A 22,905-nucleotide genomic window follows, 5' to 3' on the forward strand; every position below is an offset into this window, starting at 1 on the left:
ATCAATTTTATTGAGGTTCTACTATACTTAAATACTGTCCATGATCTAGACAACTTACTTAGCCGTAGTAACTGTAGCCCATTATTTTGAAAGCATCTATAAATTAGCTGCTTTAAACTCTCATTTATAAAAAAGCCCTTTTAGATTATGACTATAAACCAGCCCGACCTCTCGTCCTTACAATCATCAGCGCATGGTACTGATCACTACGATATTCATAAGGATAACCTCGAAAAAGAAGCGCCCTTTTCACCAGTAAATGTCGTTGACGAAAGCAGTATGGACGTAGGGGAAGACAGCGTCGATATTACGCATCTGCGTACTCCTATAAAGGTAGACCTATCCCCTATTTATAATTTTTTGGGTGCGCGCACGACGCAGGCGTGGGTAGATGCGGCTATAGATAACCTACCACTTATCATTCAGGATCATGCCAATTGCGAAAAAAAAGCCGCTGGCACTGCGATGAATTTGATATTTCGATATGAGTTCTCTTATGATTTGCAACGTAAATTGGCACAGCTCATACGTGAAGAGATGCTGCATTACGAGCAGGTGCTTGGCATCATGAACGAACGCGGCCAGGACTGGAAGTATTTGAGTGCAGGTCGCTATGCCAAGGGCATGCTGAAACATAAACGTACTTATGAGCCAGCAGCGATGGTCGATGTACTGATCATTGGGGCGTTCATTGAAGCGCGCTCTTGTGAACGCTTTGCAGCGTTGGCGGAAGTCATTGATGATGCGCGTTTAGCAAAATACTATCGCTATCTACTAAAGTCAGAGAGCCGCCATTTTGAGGATTACCTTGCGCTTGCCCAGTCATTATCAGATGATAATATCGATGAGCGCGTTGCATTTTTTAAAGAAGTAGAAGCAGAATTAATAGACAGTCCAGACGCGGAGCTACGCTTCCATAGTGGTACGCCTGCTTAATAGACAGGCATCATTCGTTTGTACTTTGAAATCTATAGGTTATAGACACAAAAAAGGCATTACCGTTATTCGGGTTATATTTGAACAACGGTAATGCCTCTTTATTTATGCTGATTATTTTCTGACGATCAACGATACTTTTATGGATCAGAGATACTGGTATATAAATAGTATTACTTATCATCTTCCATCAATGAGCTGTCGTACTGCTTGTCACTTTTGGCCACATTATGCGGATCATGATCGCCTGCTGCTTTGTCTGCTGCCGCTGGATTTACTTTTTGTAGAGCGTCGTCTGGTACGATACCGTTGTTGTCATCTGCATCTTTTAGACTATACTCGTCAGTGACGGGCTTGTCGTTTGGCATATTTGTCTTACTCCCTATTATAACTATTCATCCAATATTGTAAGCGCCTTTAACTGTTATCTAAATAATATAGATATCAGTCGATAATTACACAAATATCATAGTCTTTTGCTCAGCTTTCTATTGTCGGTCTAGTCTTTATCATCAGGATTTAAGGTGCGAGTCTGAGCATTATCAACATTAGCATAGCGATTCGTGTTGTTAATTTTTTGGCTATCAGGCCCTTCGCTTGCAACGGTGCTTTCATTGATATTATCATCAAAACCATTACCTGGTTGATCACGGCGATCTGGCTGGCGCGCTGGGTTGTCACCATCATTGACGTGCTCAGACTCCACTACACCCTCTTCAAAAGTGTCGGTACCTTTATTTTCATTGACGTTTTCTTCGAGCTTCTCATGGTTTTTCACCGTTTGAGCACTGTCTAAAGTTTCATGCGTGTCCGTTTCTGCGATTCGAGTTTTACTTAAAGCAGGATCTCTGGTTTCCATTGTTTTGTCCTTATTATAATTATTGTTCGTATCGATAACATATTGTGCTTATCATTTGTTAGTCGTCTCGACTCAGATCATAAGCATTTAGGTCCGATACGTTTTTGCCACCCGCAGGCAGATTTTCTTCTTTGCGCGGGTCGACATAGACCTCGTCTGTCTCCTGTGAGGCTTGTTCCGGCCCATCTATATTTGGCTGGTACTTTCGGCCTTCGTAGCTGCCTTGAGGATTTTCTTGCGTCGTAACGGCGGGATCCTCTACAAGGAATTTTTCTTCAGTATTGTTTTTTTCTGGCATGGTCATGGCGTCTCCCTCGCATTATTTATTATCGTTATCTGATTAGTGCTTTGGACGTATGCTGCAAACACACTCTTATTTGTCAGTGCGTAGGTCATCCTCAATGAACGCTGTTTGCTCTTCTTCGCTTAGTGATTCAGGCGCATCGACTTTTTTGTTGTCTTCTAGATTTTTCTCAATCTCTTGACCGTTTGCTTGCTCTGCTGCTTTTTTGATGTCTGAGGTATCATTGTTCGTCGTACTCATGATTTATTCCTTATTTTTATTGTTGACTTAATTTAGAGTTTCTCCGGTGCGGTATCATTATGTACTCAGCCACTTTTAGTCAGTTGCTTTTGTTCAGTTACTTTTAGATAGATGAGTGATGAGGTTTTTGATAAAAATAATAAACTGCACCAGAACTGATGTTAATTATAGGTAGGATACTGTGAGATTCACCAGTGTACTGCCGTATCAATATGTGAATAAATGTGAGGTTACAACACAGTTTGTAACTTTTACAGCGCATTAACCAGAAAAACCAAGCACTGGTATGTACCAATACTTGGTTAAATAGTGTTTGACTAAATAGTGCTTGGTCAAATGATGAAGATAGCACTCAATCAGTTAGCTGGACTCTTCAACACCATTAATCACTTTCAATAAGTGCTCTTGAGCAACGTGTGGCACCTCCCCTGCTGCTGGCTGAAGCTGCTGCCAAACGCCTGTGCCATCCAGTGTCCACGCTTGCGTGTTGTCTTGTAAGTAATTGATCAAACCATCTTGATATATCTGCTTAAAAAGCTTCTTATTTTCGATTGGAAAGGCCACCTCAACGCGGTGGAACAGGTTACGATCCATCCAGTCTGCGCTGCCACAATACAAACGCTCATCCCCATTATTATAGAAATAATAAATACGAGTATGCTCCAAAAATCGGCCAATAATAGAGCGTACAGTGATGTTTTCAGACAGTCCTTTTACTTGCGGACGCAAGCAACACATAGAGCGCAGGATCAGCTCAATCTTGACACCTGCCTGCGAGGCGTCGTACAGCTTATCGATCAGGCGCCGCTCGGTCAAGGCATTGGCTTTGACGATAATATGAGCGCGCTTGCCTGCTTTAGCATGAGCAATTTCGTCATCGATAAAGCTCATTAGTTTTTCGTGCAACGTAAAAGGGGCATGTAGCAGTTTTTTGAGATTGGCAGGTTTGCCCATACCAGTGAGCTCTTGAAATATCTTATGCACATCTTCTGAGATATCAGGATCGGCACTGAATAAACCATAATCTGTATAGACCTTGGCATTGGCCGCATGATAGTTGCCTGTGCCTAGGTGGACATAGCGGCGGATTCGATCTTCTTCACGGCGCACGATGAGCATGAGCTTGGCATGGGTCTTGTAGCCGACGATGCCATAAACCACAACCGCACCTGCTTCTTGTAAATAGTTGGCGACAGCAATATTGGAAGCTTCATCGAAACGCGCACGCAACTCAATGACGGCAGTGACTTCTTTGCCGTTACGAGCGGCAGCGGCAAGCGCTTTGACGATCTCTGAATTGGTACCTGAGCGGTATAATGTCTGCTTGATCGCCAACACTTTGGGATCGCTAGCTGCCTGCCAAAGCAGATTAATAATGGGTGAAAATGCATGAAACGGATGATGCACGAGCACATCGCTTTTACGCATAGCGGCAAACATACTGGATGATTTATCTGATTTATCCATCTCTCGGCGAAAGGCTTTTGGCACGGCATAAGTAAATGGCTGATAACGCAGTCCCGGAATATTAAAATCAAACAATAAGCGCGTCAGATTCACAGGGCCATTGACACGATACAGCTGATTGTCATGCAACTCAAACTCGTTGAGCAGATACTCACTGATGTGCGCTGGACAGTCGGTTGTGACCTCAAGACGGACTTTGTCACCGAAGCGGCGATTTTCAAGCTCGCCTTCTAGCGCTTTGGCGATATCTTCTACATCATCCGCCAGATCTAAATCTGCATTACGCGTGAGCCTGAACTGATGACAACCCGTCACACTCATACCAGGGAACAGCTCACCGATATGCTCATGAATGATGGCTGATAGCATCACATGATGCTCTTTACCACCCGTTAGCTCATCTGGCAGACGAATCACACGCGGCAGACTGCGCGGCGCTGGTACAATCGCCAAGTTGATGTCGCGACCAAAAGCATCTTTGCCTTCTAATGTGGCAATAAAGTTCAGGCTTTTATTGACCAATCGCGGGAATGGATGCGCAGGATCAATGCTTATCGGCGTCAATACTGGCACGACTTGCTCGGTAAAATAACGCTTCATCCAAGCAGACTGCTCGGCATTGAGCTCATCACGTTTTAGGTAGCGGATATCCTCGAGCGCAAGAGCGGGCAAAATATCTTCATTCAGAATGCGATATTGCTCATTGATAGCGTCGTGAGTGATCGCAGAGATCTCGTTTAACACCTCGCTTGGGCGCATACCATGCGCACTGGTCGATACGTCACCGATATTGAGCTTTTGCATGATACCTGCAACACGAATCTCAAAGAATTCATCGAGATTCGATGAAAAAATAATGAGAAAAAACAAGCGCTCAAGCAGTGGGTGACGAGGACTGGCTGCCTGCGCCAATACACGCAGATGAAACTGTAATAAAGACAAATCTCGATTGATATAACTGCTGGGTGAATAGCTGCCGTCTTCTGAGCGTTGCCAGTCGATGTCGGTCAGATCATTATAGTTACTGCTTACGCTCATATTTTTATCAACGTTTTCGTTGCCATCTTCACTCACACTATTAACGTCGATAATCTCGTTCATATCACCGCTGTTCTGATTATTATTTATCTCTACCACGTTACTACTCCTTTTGCGTTATCGATGCGCCGTCGTCTTTATACTATCGTCTTAAAGGTTATTAACTATAGTCGGTTCAATATAAAATCGATACAATAAGATTAAACGCTATTTTTCTTGCTTGCTGTGACTATGTCTCCAGAGGCTGCGAAAAATAGCGTTTAATCAAATGAATTTATTATCCTGTATCGTTTTTATTTAGACTTAACTATATTATTCTTTCCCGTTATTCTTGTTGTTAAGGCTTCTTTTAAAAGATTAAGACGCTTGCGGTAATACGGCGTTTTTCATGCGTTTTTTGATAATACGTTGCTTGTTGCGCAAGCCTCTGTCACCTTGATTGTCTTCGTAATACTTCGGATTGGTAAGCATCCCAATGAGGAGCGCTGATTCGTCTCGGTTCAGATTGGCCGCAGATTTATCAAAATAATGGTGCGCGGCGGCATCGATACCATAGATACCATTACCAAATTCTGCCACATTGAGATAAGCGGTCAAGATACGCTCCTTGTCCCACAGTGTTTCTATCATGACAGTAATGACAGCTTCTTCTGCCTTACGTACATAAGAGCGATGCGAGGTCAAAAACAGGTTTTTTGCCAGCTGTTGGGTGATGGTTGAACCACCAGCGGACATTTTGCCCGTTTCTTCATTTTTCTTTTGTGCCGCTTTGATACCGTCGATATCGAAGCCATTGTGCTGGCTAAACGTGGAATCTTCACTCACGATCGCTGCTTGTTTGACAGACTTGGCGATGGCATCGTACTCAGCCCATGTCTGCGTGACCGTGCCACCCGTTAGGCGATGCGTCAACATAAACATGCTGTTGTTAATCGGCTGCGTTTTCCAGATTAGTAGTAGTCCGGTGACCAAAATATGGAATGCGACAACCAATAACATAATAGCCAATAACAGACGTTTGATAAACTTGCCAAAACTTGTCATGCGCGATATCCGAGTGATTAAAAAAGTAATAAGATAATATAGGTCATCTGCTAATAACTAAAAACAGCAACTATGAACCAATAGTCCTAAAATAGCTGTCATTGTCTTTTATTAACAAGCAGTCATTAGTAATGACCAGTAGCAGGTCATCTTACCTAATCTCACAATCGCTGTCATTATTTACACCAATTCTTTATGATGTAATAATAAACCAACTATTTTTTACTTTTTATCAAAATAGCCTAATAATCAGCATTTTTTGGCATACTTTAAGCTCAGAGATCTCACCATGCATAATAATAGTATAGAAGTATTACGAGCGCGTGTTATTGCCGCAAGCCCAAACCTCAATACTACTGAAAATAGCAATCAATGGTGGCTACTAGGGACCTCTGGCTGTCATTTATGTGATATCGCTGAGCAAATACTTGCACAGTTTCAGTCGGTACAACCAATCACTTACCAAAATGTCGATATTGCAGACTTTGATGAGGCGCTTATGATGGATTTTGCCACATCTATCCCTGTGATTTTGACTCCATCACAGCGATTAAATTATCCGTTTTCAGTGATGGATTTGCAGCAACTGCTTACGTCATAACATCAAACCGTCTATACATTATTTGTAGTGAGGATCCTATGATAAATCTAGAAAAAATGACCGATATTGAAGATCTGCGCCGTGTCGCTGAGCGTAAAGTGCCGCGTATGTTCTATGACTATGTCGATTCAGGCTCGTGGACTGAGACCACCTATCGTAATAACGAGACTGACTTTGACCGTATCAAGCTGCGCCAGCGCGTATTGGTCGATATGGATAACCGCAGTCTGGCAACGAGTATGATCGGTGAGCCAGTCAAGATGCCTGTAGCCATCGCCCCAACGGGGTTTACCGGCATGATGTGGGCAGATGGTGAGATACATGCCGCACGCGCCGCTGAAAAATTCGGCGTGCCCTTTTCACTCTCAACCATGAGCATTTGCTCTATCGAAGATGTCGCCACTCATACTAGTAAGCCGTTTTGGTTTCAGCTGTACGTGATGCGCGATCAAGACTTTATGGCCAATCTGATTCGCCGTGCCAAAGAGGCCAATTGCTCAGCACTTATCTTGACCGCCGACTTACAAGTGCTTGGACAACGTCACAAAGACATCAAAAATGGTCTATCCGCACCGCCCAAACCCACATTAACCAATATCATGAACCTCATGACCAAGCCGCAATGGTGTATGAATATGCTGGGCACCAAACGTCACACGTTTGGTAATATCGTCGGTCATGCACAAAATGTTGAGGATCTGTCATCACTCTCTGCGTGGACCGCTGAGCAATTCGATCCGCGTCTGAGCTGGGACGATGTGGCGCGTATCAAAGACATGTGGGGCGGTAAACTTATCATAAAAGGTATCATGGAGCCTGAAGATGCTATTATGGCGGCTCGCAGTGGCGCGGATGCCCTAGTCGTCTCAAACCATGGCGGTCGTCAATTGGATGGCGCGTTATCTTCTATCTCTGCCCTCGCAGACATCGTACAGGCAGTCCATGCCGAAAACAGCGACATCGAGGTATGGCTCGATAGCGGGATTCGCTCTGGTCAAGATGTACTAAAGGCTATCGCATTGGGCGCAAAAGGCACGATGATCGGTCGCGCTTTTCTCTACGGATTGGGAGCGTATGGTGAAGACGGGGTGCGCCGCGCGCTTGAAATCATCTATAAAGAGTGTGATATATCTATGGCATTCTGTGGTCATACCGATATCAATACTGTCACGGATAATATCTTGGTAAAAGGCACGTATGAAAACCTCAAAATGGGTCGTTTTTAGAGCGGCTTAATGTCTAGCGATCGACGTTTAAAACTGGCTATACATAACATAATTTGCTCATACCCTTTATACTGTCTCTATAACATTTTAATGACAGTTAGCCTTTATGACCATTCAACAATTATTAAAAACAGCGCCCGTCACTACCCTGCTATTAGCCAGCTTTATCGGGCTATTTGTCATGCAGCTAGTCACGGGCGTCGATGCCAATAACCCGTCAACTGAAGCGTTAGTTAAATGGGGTGCCAACGCCTTACCCTTAACGATGATGGATGACCCATGGCGCTTGGTGAGTAGTGCGTTTTTGCACATTGGTCTCATGCATCTACTATTTAATGGCTTTGCCATGTATTTCTTTGGCCAGATTGCCGAGCCGATGTTTGGCTCAGCCAAGTTTTTGGCATTGTTTTTACTAGCAGCCATCGGTGGCAACTTGCTCAATAACTATGTCACATGGCACAGTATTTTGGATGGAACAGGACAGCCCGGCCTATCAGCGGGAGCTTCTGGTGGTATCATGGGTATCGGTGCGGCGTTACTGATCGCTGCCCTGTTTAAAATATCGGTCAATGGCATGGTACTCAATCTCAAGAGCTTGATCATCATCATGGCGATCAACTTGGTCTATGGCTTTGCCGTACCGGGTATCGATAATGCCGGTCATATCGGCGGCGCGATTACTGGCTTGCTTATTGCCTTGCCTATTGCTCTCGTTTATCGTAAGCGAGAGCTGGCACAGCAAGCAGCTATGGCGCAAGCTCAGCAAGCTTATCAAAACGCGGTCCAAGCGAGCTATGCAAGCAATCATCAGCCAAGCTATCAAACGAGCTTACACGATAATCAGCGCGGTAATCCGCCGCTTACCAATATATTTGCTGATAATAATATCCAAACCCCTGTAGACTTAAACAACACCGCGGATACTGCCGATTTCGACCAAAGTGGTGGCTATATAAATAACTACCCCACTTATATTGATCCCAAGAAATTTGCACCAGAGCCTGTTAACGTGAGCATAATCTGGCGAATACTGCCTTGGCTAGTCATGCTTGTTATTGTCATTGGTTTTTTGTGGTGGTGGCAAGATATTCATGAGCAAATCCTACAAGTGCTAAAAGCCATTGAGTAAATGCGTGTATTTATCTATCATTGCTAAATAACTACCAATAACAGCCGAATTATTTAGACTACTTATTCGCTTTTTGCTCGTTTTTTACCTGATCTTACTACCCCGTTATTTATACTCACTTACGAGACCCAATTATGTTAAAACTTGCAGCGCAACCTCACTTTTCTACGCGAGCCGTGCTGAGCACATTAACCGCTACGGCATTACTCAGTGTGTCTAGCCTGTCTAGTGCCATCCCTTTTCTTAATAAAAACCTACCGACTGACAAAGACGCCGAATTGAGCGTTGGGGTCAATGTCATGGCGGTCAAATCCGCCTATGATCTCGAAGACAGCACTGAAGTGCGTGTGCTACCGGGCATTTTTTATGACAATAATAGGATCTATGCGCGCGGTGCTCAAGCGGGCGCGTACTTAATCAATGATGGTGTCAATCAGCTCTCTGCTTACGCGCAGCTCGCAGGGAATTCGTTTGATCCTGATGACGCTAATGGTGCCCTGCAAGGTCTCGATGAGCGCAAACTATCCGCAGAAGCAGGTATAAGCTACCAGCGTCGCACGCCTATCGGTGCGTTTCGTGGTCAGTTTGCGACCGATGTGTTGGACGAAAGTGGCGGTAATACTGGTCGCTTAACTTACCTTGCCAAAATAACGAGAAACAAGCTAACGGTCTATCCAAGCATCGGCTTTGAGTATCATGACGCAGCCTACAATGAATACTACTATGGCGTCAGTGAAGAAGAGTCAGCGGAGACAGGCGTTGCCGCTTATAAATCTAACTCGAGCTTGAATCCGTATGTCAGCGTTAGTGCCAACTACGACTTTAATGATAAATGGGCAGGATTTGCCAATCAAAGCGTGAGCTATGTACCCAATGAGCAATATGATAGCCCAATGGTCGACTCACGTACTGAAGCGGCAACGACGCTTGGTTTGCTATATAAGTTTTAATTGAGATTTGATGTTTGATGTGGAGAAGGCTGAGCGGTTTGCTCGGCCTTTTTTTAGTTTATTCAGTTGAACCATTAGTTACTAAGATTTGTATCTCTTTAAATTAAAAAGAAAAATCTTATTAAATGTTATAAAGTACTAGTTTTTTTCTACGCGACATCAGTTGTCGTTTATAATTTAAGGAGGTTTTAGTATTTACTACTAACACCTTGCATTTAGTACTGCTTGAGTACATCATATAATCAATAAGTAACAAAGATAAAAATTATGTTTATGGCAGCAGCTCCCTATATTTATAATGTATTTTTCTACTTTACTCTATTAGGTTTCCTAAGCTACTGTCCCACTTGTTAGTATCTATCACTCAACAACAATAAAATAATTTTGCTAGTTTTATAATAAACTACTTAAAACTGTATTTCTTAATAAGGTGAAATAATGACTACGTCAGCTAAGGTAATAGCTAACGCTTTTATCGAGCGTTCACATACAGAAGGTAAACCACTATCCAATATGCAACTACAAAAATTAGTGTATATAGCAAATGGCTTTTGTCTGGCTCTACTCGACAAACCTTTATACTATGAAGAGACATATGCGTGGACATATGGGCCATTAATTAAACAATTATATTCTAGCCTCATGAATTATGGCTCTAATAATGTTACCTCTAAAATTCCGACCAGTCCTTATGAGGATACTATCGATTCAAATGAAGAAAAAATTATTAATTATGTTTGGTCAAAGTATAGTGATATGTCGGCTTATAAGCTATCTGATTTAACTCATCAAGTTGGTACACCTTGGGATATTACTTGGAGAAATAATGACTATGGCATGATAGATAATAATGTGATTGCAGACTACTATAAAACATTGATAAATGCTATTACTCAACAATCTAATTAAACGTTTTGGTAAGTAATATGAATGATGAAAACGATTTAGATGAGACATTGCAATCTTTACGAAATAACGATGTACCTGATGAATTTTTTAGAAACGCTACAAACATTTCAAGTAAAAATGTTCATGGCTATTTGTCAAGGTATAGGGAAAACCCGGCTAAACCTTATCAACAGACTAAGGAAGAAGAGCTGGCACATAGACGTTCAGAAGAAACTCTTAGAGATTATAAAGAAACTAATACCCTCCGCCAGAAATATGCAAAAAATATTTATCGCCTAACATATCTCTGGTTAATTTTTATCGGTTTTATCGTACTTCTAACTGGTATAGGCAACTTACATATAAAAATTGAATGGTTGGGGCTAGACTTTAATCTTTTCGAGTTTAATCTATCAGATAACGTTTTAATAGCTTTTATTACCACTACTACCATTAACGTAATTGGTATTATATATATTGTAGCTAGATGGTTATTTCCAAATGGAATTGAAGTGTTTAAAGAAAAGGATTAACACAAATAGTTAGTTGAATTTTAACCTAATAAAAAAAGACCTTGCCATACGACAAGGTCTTTTTCTATGCTAAGAAGTCTTTAATAACTTACTTAGGATGTACCATATCAGCAGGAATGACCCACTCATCGAACTGCGCTTCAGTTAATAGCTCCAGCTCAACCGCCACTTGCTTCAACGTTTTGTTTTCTTTATAAGCCGTCTTAGCGATTTTTGCTGCATTTTCATAACCGACATGACGGTTTAATGACGTCACTAGCATCAGTGAGTTGTGCAAGAAGTCATCGATTTTGTCTTTTACTGGCTCGATACCGACGGCACAGTTTTCGTTGAAGCTGTTGCACGCATCGCCAAGCAGCTTGATAGATTGCAATAAGTTAAATGCGATCACAGGCTTATACACGTTTAGCTCAAAGTTACCTGAGGCGCCAGCCATGCTGATAGTCGTGTCGTTACCCATGACCTGAGCGACAACCATGGTCATTGCTTCTGACTGCGTTGGGTTTACTTTGCCTGGCATGATAGAAGAGCCTGGCTCATTTTCAGGAATCGTCAACTCACCCAAACCACAACGAGGACCTGAGGCGAGCCAGCGTACGTCGTTAGCTATTTTGTTTAAGCTAGCGGCTAGTGTTTTTAGTGCGCCTGATGCAAATACTTCTGCATCACGAGCCGCTAGTGCTTCAAATTTATTTGGGGATGTGACAAATGGCAAGCCCGTCAAAGTCGCTAGTTGCTCAGCTGCTTTTACTGCATAGTCAGGATGGGCGTTTAGACCAGTACCTACTGCAGTGCCGCCTAGTGGTAACTCATATAGACCTTGTAGCGCGTTGTCGATACGAGTCAATGCGTGGTCAAGTTGGCTTACATAGCCGCTGAACTCTTGGCCTAGGGTCAAAGGCGTGGCGTCTTGTAAGTGCGTACGGCCGATTTTGACGATGCTATCGAACTCTTTGGACTTTTTATCTAAGGTATCACGTAGCGCTTTGACCGCTGGGATAAGTAAGCTGTTGATCTGACGCGCAGCTGCCACACGAATCGCCGTTGGGAAGCTGTCGTTGGTAGACTGTGCATGGTTCACATGGTCATTTGGGTGAATTGGCGTGTAGCTGCCACGCTCAGAACCCGCGATTTCGTTAGCACGGTTGGCCAGCACTTCGTTCATGTTCATGTTTGACTGCGTGCCAGAACCTGTCTGCCATACGACCAATGGGAACTGATCAACCAGACCACCATTGATGATTTCGTCAGCGGCTTGCACGATAAGATCACGCTTATCGCTTTCGATACGCTCTAGGCTGGCATTGGTAATCGCAGCGGCTTTTTTGACCAGTGCCATCGCTTCGATCATCGGACGCGGCAAAGTCTCGCCACCGATTTTGAAGTTTTCGCGGCTACGCTGTGTTTGCGCGCCCCAATAGGCATCAGCTGGGACTTCTACGTTACCCATGGTGTCTTTTTCGGTACGAGTTGCCTGATTCTGTGTCGACATAACTACCCTCTTTGATGGTTTGTTGTTTTATGACTGCTCTAAAAAATGCAACATCCGCTGCACATAAAGGAGAATACGATATAAAGTGGCGTTATGATAGCATGACTAAGGCGTATTGAATATTCACAAATCACTTTGGTCAATGCCTAAAAACGAATGTCTAGAAGCGCCCCTCATCAATCTGATATATCATTGGATAAGATACCTATGCACTCTGAAACCATGCCCACTGAGTCAAAAATGCTTAACTCACAAGAACCTACGCTAAGTAATCCACCCAGACGGCACTTCACTCGCCAGCGTCGTCAGTTAAGTGATGGCGCGCGTAGGAATATGGCGCAAGCAGCGAGCTTGCATTTGAGCAAATTACAGCAGCGGCTATCAAAAAATGCACGTATTGGGCTATATTATGATGGATTTGGTGAGCTACCCACTCAGCCACTGCTGGATTGGTGCATATGCTTAGGCTATTCTCCTTATTTACCTGTCGTTGGTTCTCTCGGTCGTACTAGTAATGGCAGTGATGATAAACGGTTGCGTTTTGTACCTGTTTACCACTCAAAACTAATCAATGTCCCCACTCGCATTCATCAGCTCGGCATGAAACAAAATCATAGCCGCGCTCTATTATGGGCGTCAGAATTAGATGTGATCATCTGTCCGTTAGTCGCGGTAGATAAACACGGCAATCGTATGGGCATGGGTGGCGGTTTTTATGATACGACGCTTGGCAAAAGCTATCGCTCAGGGGCCAAGAAACCATTAAAAATTGGCTGGTGTTATGACTTTCAAGTGGTTGAACAATTAGCGCGTCAGCCGTGGGATGTGCCATTAGATGGCTTAATTACGCCAAGTGGCTTAAGGTGGTTTTGATGAAAGACGATGAACAATTTGAAAAAGACTCTAGCGCTGCTGTTTCCAGTGCAGACAGTGTGGATGAATATTTGCAAAGGTTAGGTAGCGATGACGCTAGAGAGCAACGTTACTACAGTCAAGAGCAACCGTTTAGCGCTGATGAGATGACACGATTAGTCAATGAAGTACGCTTAAATGAGCTGCTCGCGCAAAGTGATGCGTTTTTGAGCAGTTTGAATGGTGAGATTAAGGATTTTGATGAAGATTGTTAAAAATATAGGCAGTTTGAGCAATTAATAGAAACGAAAAAAGGCGAGTATAGTAACTCTTTATGCTAGTTGCTATACCCACCTTTTATATCAAACCCAATCATTCAAATCATTTACTAAAGCACCATCGCCGCAATCCAGCCAAATGCCAGTAGCGGAATATTGTAGTGAATAAAGGTTGGCACCACACTGTCTTTGATATGGTCATGCTGTCCATCAATATTAAGACCAGAGGTTGGCCCCAATGTCGAATCTGACGCAGGAGAACCGGCATCACCCAGCGCGCCAGCTGTACCGATAATTGCAACCGTTGCTAATGGCGAAAACTCTAAAGAGATACATAGCGGCACATAGATCGCGGCCAAAATAGGAATGGTCGAGAAGGACGAGCCGATACCCATAGTCACAATCAAACCGATCAAGAGCATGATAAATGCTGCCATCGCTTTATTACCACCGAACAGTGACGCCGCCCCATCAACGAGTGGCTGAATCTGCTCTGTCGCTTTCATGACTTCAGCAAAACCTTGCGCGGTAATCATAATAAAGCCAATCATCGCCATCAATTTGATACCATCATTAAAGACACCATCAGCATCACGCCATTTCACCACGCCTGTCGCCATAAACACGCCAAAGCCAAACATCGAGCCAAGTAGTAGCGAATCAGTGTATAGCTGCACGACGAAAGCCGTCACGATAGCAGCCAATGCAACCAGCGTCTTTAGCTTGCTTTGCGACTGAGCGCCAGCGGCTGTTTTACTTAATGCATCGCCTTCTACGACGGCATCATGCGCTTGCTGATCTATCGCAATCTGCTGATACTCGCGCGGCTTACGGTAACTGATAAATACCGCGACCAGCAGACCAATGAGCATGCCAAGCGCAGGAATTGCCATGGCTTTCACCACAGAAATATTGGCAACATCAATGCCCGCTTCACCGACGTTTTTTAGCATAATTTGATTGAGGTAAATATCACCGAACCCATACGGTATAAACATATAGGTGGTGACCAGTCCAAAGGTAATCAGACAGGCAATCAGGCGTCTATCAATCTGCATACGGTTGAACGCCAAAAGCAGCGGCGGTACCAGCAGTGGAATAAAGGCAATATGAATGGGGATTAGGTTTTGGCTAAAGCAGCTCATGGTAATGAGGCCTGCAAACAGCATATATTTAATCATGCCACTCGTGCCCGCGGCATCAATGCGTCTAATCACTGTCCCTGCCAATGACTGCGGCAATCCCGAGTGCGCGATCGCCACGGCAAACGCCCCTAGCAAGGCATACGATAGCGCAATCTGTGCGCCATTACGGATACCTTCTTGAAAAGCATTGAGCGTATCGGTAATACCAAGCCCTGCTAACAATCCACCTGCTAGCGCCCCGATTAATAAACTGAGCACCACGTGCACGCGCGAAAGTGACAGTCCTAGCATAATAATAACTGCCAGCAGTACCGCATTGATGGCCATGTATTGCCCCTTGCTCTTTATAACTTGGTCTCATTGAGACTGATGAATAGTAACACTGATGACTAGCGCTATGATGTCTAAAATACTACCCTAACAACCCCTGTTTTTAGACGGGCGCCAGTTTACCTTATTTTGGATATAAAGCCCATGCATAGAACCGATTAGACACCCGCATCTCACACACGCTCTCGCTATCTAATGGTGAGATTTTACTTATTTAATCCAGACACAGCATTTTTAATCCAACTTTTTAATCCAATAACCGCATTGAAACGTCGGCGTTTGTCGCACTATTTAACAAAGATAACTGTGCATCTTTGCCAATGAGACTTGCAATTTTATATGCGGACACCATTTATCTAGACATGAACCACGAACTTGACTTTACAAGTCCGGGGAAAGAGGAAAAATATATGAGTGAACATAAAATAACCCAAGACAATATCGACATTGATGTCGACGTTTCATCTACTGCTACAGACAACAATGAGGCAGAGACCTTATCGAATGCAGCACAAAAAGCGGCGTCAACCAATGAGACAGACACTGGTCTTGATAACACTGACTCTAATAACAAAGACGTAAACGACAACCAACCTGAAAACTACTTGCCACTCTTGGCATTGCGAGATGTCGTCGTCTATCCGCACATGCAGATTGCCTTATTTGTGGGACGTGCGCCATCGGTGAAAGCCGTTGAGCTGGCGCAGGCTGAGTATGGCAACAAAGTACTGGTCGTCGCCCAAAAAGACTCATTGACCGAAGACATTGATCAAGACAACTTGTATCAATACGGTACCGTGTGCCGCATCGTCAGCACCATGCCGCACGATAGCGATGAGAACTGCATCAAGGTGCTGATCGAAGGTCAATATCGCGCCCGTGTCGACAATATCGAAAGTCATGACGACTTATTGATGGCGAGATTTGAGCGTGCTGATCTTGATGTCAGCATGGATGAGAGCCAGAAGAAAAACACTATTCAGGCGTTGACCACCCTGTTTGAAGGCTATGCGGATGCGCGTCTGCGTAATGCCCGTGAGCTAACTCGCGTGGCCAAACGCATCGATGATTTGCTTGAACTGGTTTATTTCATCTCAACCCGCGTGTCAATGGATTTGGATGTTAAACAGTCGTTCTTAGAAGAAAATGATATCAAAACGCATATCAACACCTTGACGGAATATCTGGTCAAGCAAAGTGCTGAGCAAAATATCGAGCAAGATATTCAAGATGCGGTCCGTCAGCAGATGGAAGACAATCAGCGCGAGTACTTCTTAAACGAAAAGATGAAAGCGATCAAAAACGAGCTATCAGATCTCAATGATGGCGCGTTCGATGGTGAGGACGATGTGGCTGAGCTAGAGCAGCGTCTCGAAGATGCTGACTTGCCAGACGATGTGCGCAAAAAAGCGGAGCAAGAGTTTAAAAAGCTCAAAATGATGCCACCTGCATCAAGCGAATCGTCAGTGGTACGCAACTACATTGAGTGGATTTTGGATACGCCGTGGAATGCGACGACCAAAGTCTCAATCAATCTAGACAAGGCAAAAACGGTCTTAGACGAAGATCACTATGGCTTACAAGATGTCAAAGACCGCATCTTAGAATATCTCGCCGTACAATCTCGCGTGAAAAAACTGCGTGGCCCAATTCTTTGTCTCGTCGGTCCTCCAGGTGTGGGTAAAACTTCACTGGGTGAATCGATTGCGCGCGCAACGGGTCGTAAGTTTGTCCGTATGGCGCTTGGCGGCGTCCGTGATGAAGCGGAAATCCGCGGTCATCGCCGTACCTATATCGGTGCGATGCCAGGTAAAATCGTGCAGTCACTGGCCAAAGTAGAAGTCAAAAACCCACTATTCTTATTGGATGAAATCGATAAGATGGCGCAAGACTTTCGCGGTGATCCAGCATCAGCATTGCTCGAAGTATTGGACCCTTCACAGAACGATACCTTTAACGACCATTATTTAGATATGGACTTAGACTTGTCGCAAGTGATGTTTATCTGTACGGCTAACAGCATGGATATTCCACCTGCGCTACTTGACCGTATGGAAGTCATTCGTCTGCCAGGTTATACCGAAGAAGAAAAGGTCAATATCGCGCAGAAATACCTCGTGCCAAAAGCGATCAAGAATAATGGCCTTAAAGAAGGTGAAATTGAAATCGTTGAAGCGGCCCTACACAGTATCGTGCGTAGCTATACCCGTGAAGCGGGTGTGCGTAACCTTGAGCGTGAAGTCAATAAAATCTGCCGCAAAGTCGTTCGCGGTTCGGTTGAGACTCATGGCGCGCGCGCACCGAAAAAAGCAGAGCGTCAGCTGGTGGTGGTCGATGACAAAAACATCGATGATTATCTAGGCGTCCATCAGTACGACTACGGTCTGGCAGAAGAAGAGCCTGAGATCGGCCGCGTGACTGGTCTTGCTTGGACACAAGTGGGCGGTGAGCTACTTACTATCGAAGCGGTGGCGATGAAAGGCAAAGGTGAGCTGAGCTTTACAGGCTCACTCGGCGATGTGATGAAAGAGTCTATTCGCGCGGCAATGAGCGTAGTACGTGCTCGCGGTGACAGCTTAGGGATTGATTATGAGACCTTTAAGACTACTGACGTCCACGTCCATATGCCAGAAGGCGCCACGCCAAAAGACGGTCCTTCTGCTGGTGGTGCATTGACGACTGCACTGGTCTCTGCCTTGACAGGTATTGCCATTCGTCCAGATATCGCCATGACAGGTGAGATCACCTTGCGCGGCAAAATCCTACGTATCGGTGGTCTCAAAGAGAAGCTGCTGGCCGCGCATCGCGGCGGTATCAAGCATGTCTTGATTCCAGAGAGTAATGAGCGTGATTTGGCCGATATCCCTGATAATGTCAAAGAAGGCTTGACCATTCAGCCAGTTGCGACGATTGAAGAGATTTTAAAGGTAGCTTTGGTAGATATGCCAAAACCGCTCAAGCCTGCAAAAGTAACGGTTGATAAAACGGCAGGCAAAGCGCTACACAACTAATTGAGTATTCGTTAGTCAATGCTTAAAACATAAAAGCCGCTCATCACTATGATGGGCGGCTTTTTTATGCTTATTGATCATTAGTTTACTAACACCTTGGTCATTACCAATTCGTGTTTTTATGTAATCTATGCATTCTGTCGTTCATTTGATGTCATTAATTTTTTTGCCATCTGCTTTTTCAAACCCATACGTTACTTACATTTATTAACCGATTGTTGCGCATTTAATGAATAACTATAGGGTTTGCTTGGCTATACTGACGATGATGTTAACGAATATCGATACGCGCTCTAACAGAACAATAAATACAGATATTTGTGACTTTAACTACGTTCTAAATAATGAATAAAATAACTGGAGATAATAATGAATAAGACAATGCTTGCAAGTGCCCTACTATGCGGATCAGCGTTAGCCATGACTGGTTGCCAAACGGTCGAAGGTCAAATGCAAACAGGCAATCCTGTCAATCAGCCAGCACTAAAATCTACCATCAAAGCAGTGAGCGGTGATAAGAACGAAGTCGGACAGATGTTCCTGCGTCCTGTCGATGGCGGTGTACAAGTCTACGGTAAGCTCATGAATCTACAGCCGGGCCAAACGGTTGCACTACATATTCATGAGACAGGTAGCTGTGCTGATATGGGTAAAGCGGCAGGCGGTCACTTCAATCCTGACAACAAACCACATTCTAATCCCGATGATATGAATGGTCATGCAGGTGACCTACCTAACCTGACAGCCAATGAAGATGGCGTCGCTACTATCAACTATGTGAACAAAAAAATCACGGCCGATAAAGCAGGTAAGTATAGCGTGAATCGCCGCGCCTTTATCGTACATTCTGGCGCTGACGATTACACCAGCCAACCATCAGGCGCATCAGGTGACCGTGTTGCTTGCGGTATTATCGAGATGAACTAATACTATATATATTAGCCATAAAAAACCTCTTAACTATTGTATACGGTTAAGAGGTTTTTTTATGACCGGTAGAAAAGTGGTTACTCTTCTACCCACTCGCCTTTACGCCAGTACACACCCCAACGGGTGGCCTTGCCGTTTTTCTCAGAGCCGATGTACTGCTCTTTTTTCTTACGTGACCAACGTAATATAGTTGGGTTACCATCTGGATCTTCATCTGGTCCCTCAAACAGATATTGGAACTTGTCTTCCATTTTATCTTTTATTTCACGTAGCTCAGCGAGCTTGGGCGCACGAGTCTCACGCACCTTTGGAAATTTAGAAGCCGCAAGGAACATGCCAGCCGCCCCTTCACGCAAGATGAAGTAATCATCATGTTTGGTCGATTTCAGCTCTGGCAGATGAATAGGATCCATACGCGGCGGTGCTGCTTCGCCTGTTTTTAGCACCTTGCGGGTGTTATCGCATTTCTGACAAGCAAAATACGGACCAAAGCGACCTGTCTTTAGCTCCATCTGACCATCACACTTGTCACAGTCGATGGTTGGCGCATCTGAGCCTGGTACTTCAAACTTACCTTCTTCTAGAATATAACCGTCACAATCAGGGTTATTACCGCAGATGTGTAGCTTGAGACCACCATCAACGATATAACCATTCATCGCGGTGCCGCATTTCGGACAGCGTTTTTTCTCCATCAAATCTTTGACTTCTGCCGTTTCATCATCCCCTTCTGCATCATCTAGATTGGCAAACGCTTCGACTGGCATTAGATTTTTGGTGCCTTTACAGCGCTCTTTCGGCGGCAAGTTATAGCCAGTACACCCTAAGAATACGCCTGTTGAGCCTGTACGCAACTGCATCGGACGATCGCAAATATCGCAATGCACATCTGGCACATCAGTCGGATCATTCGGACGCATGCCATCTTTGCCTTTGGCATGCTCAAGAGTAGTCTTAAACTCGCCATAGAAATTATCGAGCACGTCTTTCCAATCTTGCTCACCCTCGGCGACATGATCGAGCTTGTCTTCAAGCGCAGCAGTAAAGGTATAATCCATCAAATCTGGGAAGCTGGCTGTCAATCTATCGGTGACGATATCGCCCATTTTTTCGGCAAACAAGCGCTTGTTCTCAAGCTTCACATAACCACGATCTTGAATGGTCGAGATAATTGAGGCATAAGTCGAGGGACGACCAATACCTTTTTTCTCAAGCTCTTTGACAAGACTTGCCTCAGTATAGCGCGGTGGCGGCTTGGTAAAGTGTTGGCTCGGATCGAGCTTATCTAGGGTGAGCTTATCGCCTTTTTTGACATCAGGGAGCAGCGTATCATCAGTTTTGGCCGGCGGCATAACACGAGTATAGCCATCAAAAGTCATCGTACGGCCGCGCGCTTTTAGCTCGACATTACCCGCCTCTACCAAAAGATTGACTGATAGATACTTAGCAGGCGTCATCTGACAAGCCACAAACTGCCGCCAGATCAGCTCGTATAAACGAATAGCATCACGCTCAACGCCTTTCATTTGCGTTGACTTTAAGTTGACATTAGAAGGACGAATCGCTTCATGCGCCTCTTGAGCACCTTGCTTATTGCCATAAAAATTTGGCTTTTCTGGCACGTATTTTGCGCCATAGCTGTCTTCAATATGACCACGGACAGCCGCGAGCGCATCGCCAGACAAAAAAGTCGAATCGGTACGCATATAAGTGATGTGACCCGCTTCATACAGACGCTGCGCCAAAATCATGGTCTTTTTGACCGAAAACCCTAGACGCGTACTGGCTGCTTGCTGCAAAGTTGAAGTGATAAAGGGTGCGCTAGGACGTGACTGGGTTGGCTTCTCTTCACGCTCTTTAACGATAAAATCGCTTGCTTTGAGTATCTCAAGCACTTTATCGGTTTGCTCTTTATTACCAAGCTTTAGCGTTTTGCCGCCCTGCTTGGTCGCCTCTAGACGGATACCGATTTGCTCTGCATCTGAGGCTTTTTTGGTTTTATCATGAGCGACATGTGTATCTGCATGAATCTGCCAGTATTCTTCTGGAATGAACGCGCGAATTTCATGCTCACGCTCAACAACCAAGCGCATAGCAACTGACTGCACACGGCCTGCTGATAGTCCGCGAGCAATCTTTTGCCATAATAGTGGCGATACCATAAAGCCAACGACACGGTCCAAGAATCTGCGCGCTTGCTGAGCATTGACGCGATCGATATCAAGCTTTGAGGGTTGTTTAAAGGCATTTTGGATGGCTGATTTGGTAATCTCGTTAAAGACCACACGTTGATACTTGCTATCAGGCCCACCGATAACTTCTTTTAGATGCCAAGCGATCGCCTCCCCCTCTCTATCCATATCCGTTGCCAGATAGATTTTGTCAGCGTCTTTGGCCAGTGCTTTGAGCTCTTTGATGACCTTGGTTTTGTTTGGCAATACTTCATAGACCGCCGCCCAATCATGCTCTGGATCTACGCCCATACGGCGCACCAGTGCTTGCTGTGCTTTTTCTTCTTTGGTCAGACTGTCATCTTTTTTGGTCGTGGTTGCTTTTTTTGCGCTTTTATTTGCACTAACTGGTAAATCACGGACGTGGCCGATGCTCGAGCGTACGATAAAATCATCGCCAAGATATTTATTAATCGTTTTTGCTTTGGCTGGTGATTCTACAATCACCAAAGACTTGCCCTTTGGGCTGTCAGCAGCTGATGCTGCGGTTTTTTTGGTTGTGGTTTTTGCCATATTTGACGACACCATAATATAAGTGATTAAAAGTATAAGTAGATTGAAAGTAACATTACAGTCAGCAGCAGAGTAATTTATGGGTGCTGATGATCAGGGGTTAGCCATGACTCAGCGATTTATAGTAATAGTAGCTGCTGATAAAAAAGGTTATAAAACAAATTATAACCATAAAATAAAGATATAGTTATAAAGACGTTACACTGCTAAGCGATAAACTGTCAACTTTAAATAAACTGAATATGAAAAACTACTTGCATATCGCCCTTTAATGGAGACAAAAAAGCGCTTTACTAGCCTCTCGCGTCTTTTTGCATTTGTATCGCCCATTTCTCAAGATTGGCTTTGAGCACTAACAGATCTGCCTCAATCCGTTGCTGATGATACGTGGGATTAGAGTTTGGGCGCACGTAAGCAATGTCTTCCCAATAAATGATAATGCTATTGGCCTTGGTCATCAGCCCTTTAACAAACGGCTCAATGCTCACTGGTAGCTCTAATGGTGCTTTGTCCAAACTAAAATCGGTTTTTTTCACCGTCACATTATTGCTGCTTTGCGTAGAGCGAATGGCACTTGGAATATGGAGTGTTTTTGCATCATCGCTGGTATCAACAAAACTGCTATCTGGTCGCCATTGTCCATCGATCACTTGATAGCGTGTGTGCGGCAGTTTGGTCTCTTCTAATATCAGACAATACTGTCCAAGCATACCGCGGCCATATTCATTATCACGACCTTTGATCCAATCAGGGCAAGCAACGAGCTTTGGATTAAGCTGCAAACGGCGTGCGGTCATACGCAGCTTGTCTAAACGCTGATCGATACCATTCGGTTTGAGCGCCATCATACTCCCTAAGACGAATAGTACAATGATAACGCCAATCAATGTTCCCATGATGCTCTGGCC

21 protein-coding genes are annotated in these 22,905 nt (G+C 44.3%); 11 read left to right on the plus strand and 10 right to left on the minus strand.

Annotated features, from left to right (window positions below):
• The first annotated feature begins 279 nt into the window (after nucleotides 1-279).
• On the plus strand, nucleotides 280-936 hold the full coding sequence (locus B3V51_RS11670) for a tRNA-(ms[2]io[6]A)-hydroxylase (RefSeq protein WP_058024125.1): 657 nt from the start codon (nucleotides 280-282) through the stop codon (nucleotides 934-936).
• Nucleotides 937-1,109: 173 nt separating this feature from the next.
• On the opposite strand, the gene B3V51_RS11675 is transcribed toward B3V51_RS11670, so the two are convergent.
• The 6 genes from B3V51_RS11675 to mtgA form a co-directional block, all read right to left on the minus strand.
• Nucleotides 1,110-1,304, minus strand: coding sequence for a hypothetical protein (locus tag B3V51_RS11675; RefSeq protein ID WP_286708471.1), 195 nt, complete (start codon nucleotides 1,302-1,304; stop codon nucleotides 1,110-1,112).
• Between the two features lie 131 nt (nucleotides 1,305-1,435).
• A complete protein-coding gene (locus B3V51_RS11680; protein ID WP_286708472.1) occupies nucleotides 1,436-1,795 on the minus strand; it encodes a hypothetical protein in 360 nt (119 codons plus the stop codon).
• Nucleotides 1,796-1,853: 58 nt separating this feature from the next.
• Nucleotides 1,854-2,099, minus strand: a complete 246-nt coding sequence (locus B3V51_RS11685) for a hypothetical protein (RefSeq protein ID WP_071002139.1) — start codon at nucleotides 2,097-2,099, stop codon at nucleotides 1,854-1,856.
• A 69-nt stretch (nucleotides 2,100-2,168) separates the two neighbouring features.
• Nucleotides 2,169-2,339, minus strand: coding sequence for a hypothetical protein (locus B3V51_RS11690; RefSeq protein ID WP_167337591.1), 171 nt, complete (start codon nucleotides 2,337-2,339; stop codon nucleotides 2,169-2,171).
• Between the two features lie 360 nt (nucleotides 2,340-2,699).
• Nucleotides 2,700-4,844, minus strand: coding sequence for a polyphosphate kinase 1 (ppk1, locus tag B3V51_RS11695; protein ID WP_223333326.1), 2,145 nt, complete (start codon nucleotides 4,842-4,844; stop codon nucleotides 2,700-2,702).
• Nucleotides 4,845-5,201: 357 nt separating this feature from the next.
• The gene (gene mtgA, locus B3V51_RS11700) at nucleotides 5,202-5,888 is read right to left on the minus strand and encodes a monofunctional biosynthetic peptidoglycan transglycosylase (protein ID WP_186473901.1); all 687 of its coding nucleotides are present in this window, start codon (nucleotides 5,886-5,888) and stop codon (nucleotides 5,202-5,204) included.
• 289 nt (nucleotides 5,889-6,177) lie between these two features.
• Here mtgA and B3V51_RS11705 point away from each other — a divergent pair, with 289 nt between their 5' ends.
• From B3V51_RS11705 to B3V51_RS11730, 6 genes are all read left to right on the plus strand, one after another.
• Nucleotides 6,178-6,489 (plus strand): glutaredoxin family protein, encoded by a 312-nt coding sequence (locus tag B3V51_RS11705; protein WP_058024101.1) that lies wholly within the window; start codon nucleotides 6,178-6,180, stop codon nucleotides 6,487-6,489.
• 38 nt (nucleotides 6,490-6,527) lie between these two features.
• Nucleotides 6,528-7,715, plus strand: coding sequence for an alpha-hydroxy acid oxidase (locus B3V51_RS11710; protein WP_286708473.1), 1,188 nt, complete (start codon nucleotides 6,528-6,530; stop codon nucleotides 7,713-7,715).
• Between the two features lie 106 nt (nucleotides 7,716-7,821).
• Entirely contained in the window at nucleotides 7,822-8,844 is a 1,023-nt protein-coding gene (locus tag B3V51_RS11715) for a rhomboid family intramembrane serine protease (protein ID WP_286708474.1), read from the plus strand.
• 134 nt (nucleotides 8,845-8,978) lie between these two features.
• A complete protein-coding gene (locus B3V51_RS11720) occupies nucleotides 8,979-9,794 on the plus strand; it encodes a MipA/OmpV family protein (RefSeq protein ID WP_286708475.1) in 816 nt (271 codons plus the stop codon).
• 438 nt (nucleotides 9,795-10,232) lie between these two features.
• The gene (locus tag B3V51_RS11725; protein ID WP_286708476.1) at nucleotides 10,233-10,703 is read left to right on the plus strand and encodes a Panacea domain-containing protein; all 471 of its coding nucleotides are present in this window, start codon (nucleotides 10,233-10,235) and stop codon (nucleotides 10,701-10,703) included.
• 17 nt (nucleotides 10,704-10,720) lie between these two features.
• Nucleotides 10,721-11,215 carry a hypothetical protein gene (locus B3V51_RS11730; protein WP_286708477.1) on the plus strand — a complete coding sequence of 165 codons (495 nt, stop codon included), beginning with the start codon at nucleotides 10,721-10,723 and terminating at the stop codon, nucleotides 11,213-11,215.
• Between the two features lie 88 nt (nucleotides 11,216-11,303).
• Here the strand turns inward: B3V51_RS11730 and fumC are convergent, their stop codons facing one another.
• Complete coding sequence (fumC, locus tag B3V51_RS11735; RefSeq protein ID WP_286708478.1) at nucleotides 11,304-12,707, minus strand: class II fumarate hydratase; 1,404 nt, start codon at nucleotides 12,705-12,707, stop codon at nucleotides 11,304-11,306.
• Nucleotides 12,708-12,914: 207 nt separating this feature from the next.
• Here fumC and B3V51_RS11740 point away from each other — a divergent pair, with 207 nt between their 5' ends.
• Both B3V51_RS11740 and B3V51_RS11745 read left to right on the plus strand, forming a co-directional pair.
• Nucleotides 12,915-13,580 carry a 5-formyltetrahydrofolate cyclo-ligase gene (locus B3V51_RS11740; RefSeq protein ID WP_223333231.1) on the plus strand — a complete coding sequence of 222 codons (666 nt, stop codon included), beginning with the start codon at nucleotides 12,915-12,917 and terminating at the stop codon, nucleotides 13,578-13,580.
• Nucleotides 13,580-13,834 (plus strand): hypothetical protein, encoded by a 255-nt coding sequence (locus B3V51_RS11745; RefSeq protein ID WP_286708479.1) that lies wholly within the window; start codon nucleotides 13,580-13,582, stop codon nucleotides 13,832-13,834. Before B3V51_RS11740 ends, B3V51_RS11745 begins: the two co-directional genes overlap by 1 nt.
• Before the next feature lie 113 nt (nucleotides 13,835-13,947).
• On the opposite strand, the gene B3V51_RS11750 is transcribed toward B3V51_RS11745, so the two are convergent.
• Nucleotides 13,948-15,309, minus strand: coding sequence for a Na+/H+ antiporter family protein (locus B3V51_RS11750; RefSeq protein ID WP_286708480.1), 1,362 nt, complete (start codon nucleotides 15,307-15,309; stop codon nucleotides 13,948-13,950).
• Nucleotides 15,310-15,917: 608 nt separating this feature from the next.
• On the opposite strand from B3V51_RS11750, the gene lon reads away from it, so the two are divergent.
• The gene (gene lon / locus B3V51_RS11755) at nucleotides 15,918-18,323 is read left to right on the plus strand and encodes an endopeptidase La (RefSeq protein WP_397467071.1); all 2,406 of its coding nucleotides are present in this window, start codon (nucleotides 15,918-15,920) and stop codon (nucleotides 18,321-18,323) included.
• Between the two features lie 369 nt (nucleotides 18,324-18,692).
• Nucleotides 18,693-19,250, plus strand: coding sequence for a superoxide dismutase family protein (locus tag B3V51_RS11760; RefSeq protein WP_212564267.1), 558 nt, complete (start codon nucleotides 18,693-18,695; stop codon nucleotides 19,248-19,250).
• A gap of 80 nt (nucleotides 19,251-19,330) precedes the next feature.
• Here the strand turns inward: B3V51_RS11760 and topA are convergent, their stop codons facing one another.
• Both topA and B3V51_RS11770 read right to left on the minus strand, forming a co-directional pair.
• On the minus strand, nucleotides 19,331-21,997 hold the full coding sequence (gene topA / locus B3V51_RS11765) for a type I DNA topoisomerase (RefSeq protein ID WP_212564266.1): 2,667 nt from the start codon (nucleotides 21,995-21,997) through the stop codon (nucleotides 19,331-19,333).
• A gap of 293 nt (nucleotides 21,998-22,290) precedes the next feature.
• Complete coding sequence (locus B3V51_RS11770) at nucleotides 22,291-22,893, minus strand: hypothetical protein (protein ID WP_071002153.1); 603 nt, start codon at nucleotides 22,891-22,893, stop codon at nucleotides 22,291-22,293.
• Nucleotides 22,894-22,905: the final 12 nt, after the last annotated feature.

Origin of the sequence: Psychrobacter sp. UBA2514, assembly GCF_002341255.1 — a bacterium.
GTDB lineage: Bacteria > Pseudomonadota > Gammaproteobacteria > Pseudomonadales > Moraxellaceae > Psychrobacter > Psychrobacter pacificensis.

Bases quoted from the DNA above. Each gene is read 5' to 3' on its own strand.
- B3V51_RS11670 (WP_058024125.1), top strand. From the start codon at position 280: ATGGACGTAGGGGAAGACAGCGTCGATATTACGCATCTGCGTACTCCT.
- B3V51_RS11675 (WP_286708471.1), bottom strand. From the start codon at position 1,304: ATGCCAAACGACAAGCCCGTCACTGACGAGTATAGTCTAAAAGATGCA.
- B3V51_RS11680 (WP_286708472.1), bottom strand. From the start codon at position 1,795: ATGGAAACCAGAGATCCTGCTTTAAGTAAAACTCGAATCGCAGAAACG.
- B3V51_RS11685 (WP_071002139.1), bottom strand. From the start codon at position 2,099: ATGACCATGCCAGAAAAAAACAATACTGAAGAAAAATTCCTTGTAGAG.
- B3V51_RS11690 (WP_167337591.1), bottom strand. From the start codon at position 2,339: ATGAGTACGACGAACAATGATACCTCAGACATCAAAAAAGCAGCAGAG.
- ppk1 (WP_223333326.1), bottom strand. From the start codon at position 4,844: ATGAGCGTAAGCAGTAACTATAATGATCTGACCGACATCGACTGGCAA.
- mtgA (WP_186473901.1), bottom strand. From the start codon at position 5,888: ATGACAAGTTTTGGCAAGTTTATCAAACGTCTGTTATTGGCTATTATG.
- B3V51_RS11705 (WP_058024101.1), top strand. From the start codon at position 6,178: ATGCATAATAATAGTATAGAAGTATTACGAGCGCGTGTTATTGCCGCA.
- B3V51_RS11710 (WP_286708473.1), top strand. From the start codon at position 6,528: ATGATAAATCTAGAAAAAATGACCGATATTGAAGATCTGCGCCGTGTC.
- B3V51_RS11715 (WP_286708474.1), top strand. From the start codon at position 7,822: ATGACCATTCAACAATTATTAAAAACAGCGCCCGTCACTACCCTGCTA.
- B3V51_RS11720 (WP_286708475.1), top strand. From the start codon at position 8,979: ATGTTAAAACTTGCAGCGCAACCTCACTTTTCTACGCGAGCCGTGCTG.
- B3V51_RS11725 (WP_286708476.1), top strand. From the start codon at position 10,233: ATGACTACGTCAGCTAAGGTAATAGCTAACGCTTTTATCGAGCGTTCA.
- B3V51_RS11730 (WP_286708477.1), top strand. From the start codon at position 10,721: ATGAATGATGAAAACGATTTAGATGAGACATTGCAATCTTTACGAAAT.
- fumC (WP_286708478.1), bottom strand. From the start codon at position 12,707: ATGTCGACACAGAATCAGGCAACTCGTACCGAAAAAGACACCATGGGT.
- B3V51_RS11740 (WP_223333231.1), top strand. From the start codon at position 12,915: ATGCACTCTGAAACCATGCCCACTGAGTCAAAAATGCTTAACTCACAA.
- B3V51_RS11745 (WP_286708479.1), top strand. From the start codon at position 13,580: ATGAAAGACGATGAACAATTTGAAAAAGACTCTAGCGCTGCTGTTTCC.
- B3V51_RS11750 (WP_286708480.1), bottom strand. From the start codon at position 15,309: ATGGCCATCAATGCGGTACTGCTGGCAGTTATTATTATGCTAGGACTG.
- B3V51_RS11760 (WP_212564267.1), top strand. From the start codon at position 18,693: ATGAATAAGACAATGCTTGCAAGTGCCCTACTATGCGGATCAGCGTTA.
- topA (WP_212564266.1), bottom strand. From the start codon at position 21,997: ATGGCAAAAACCACAACCAAAAAAACCGCAGCATCAGCTGCTGACAGC.
- B3V51_RS11770 (WP_071002153.1), bottom strand. From the start codon at position 22,893: ATGGGAACATTGATTGGCGTTATCATTGTACTATTCGTCTTAGGGAGT.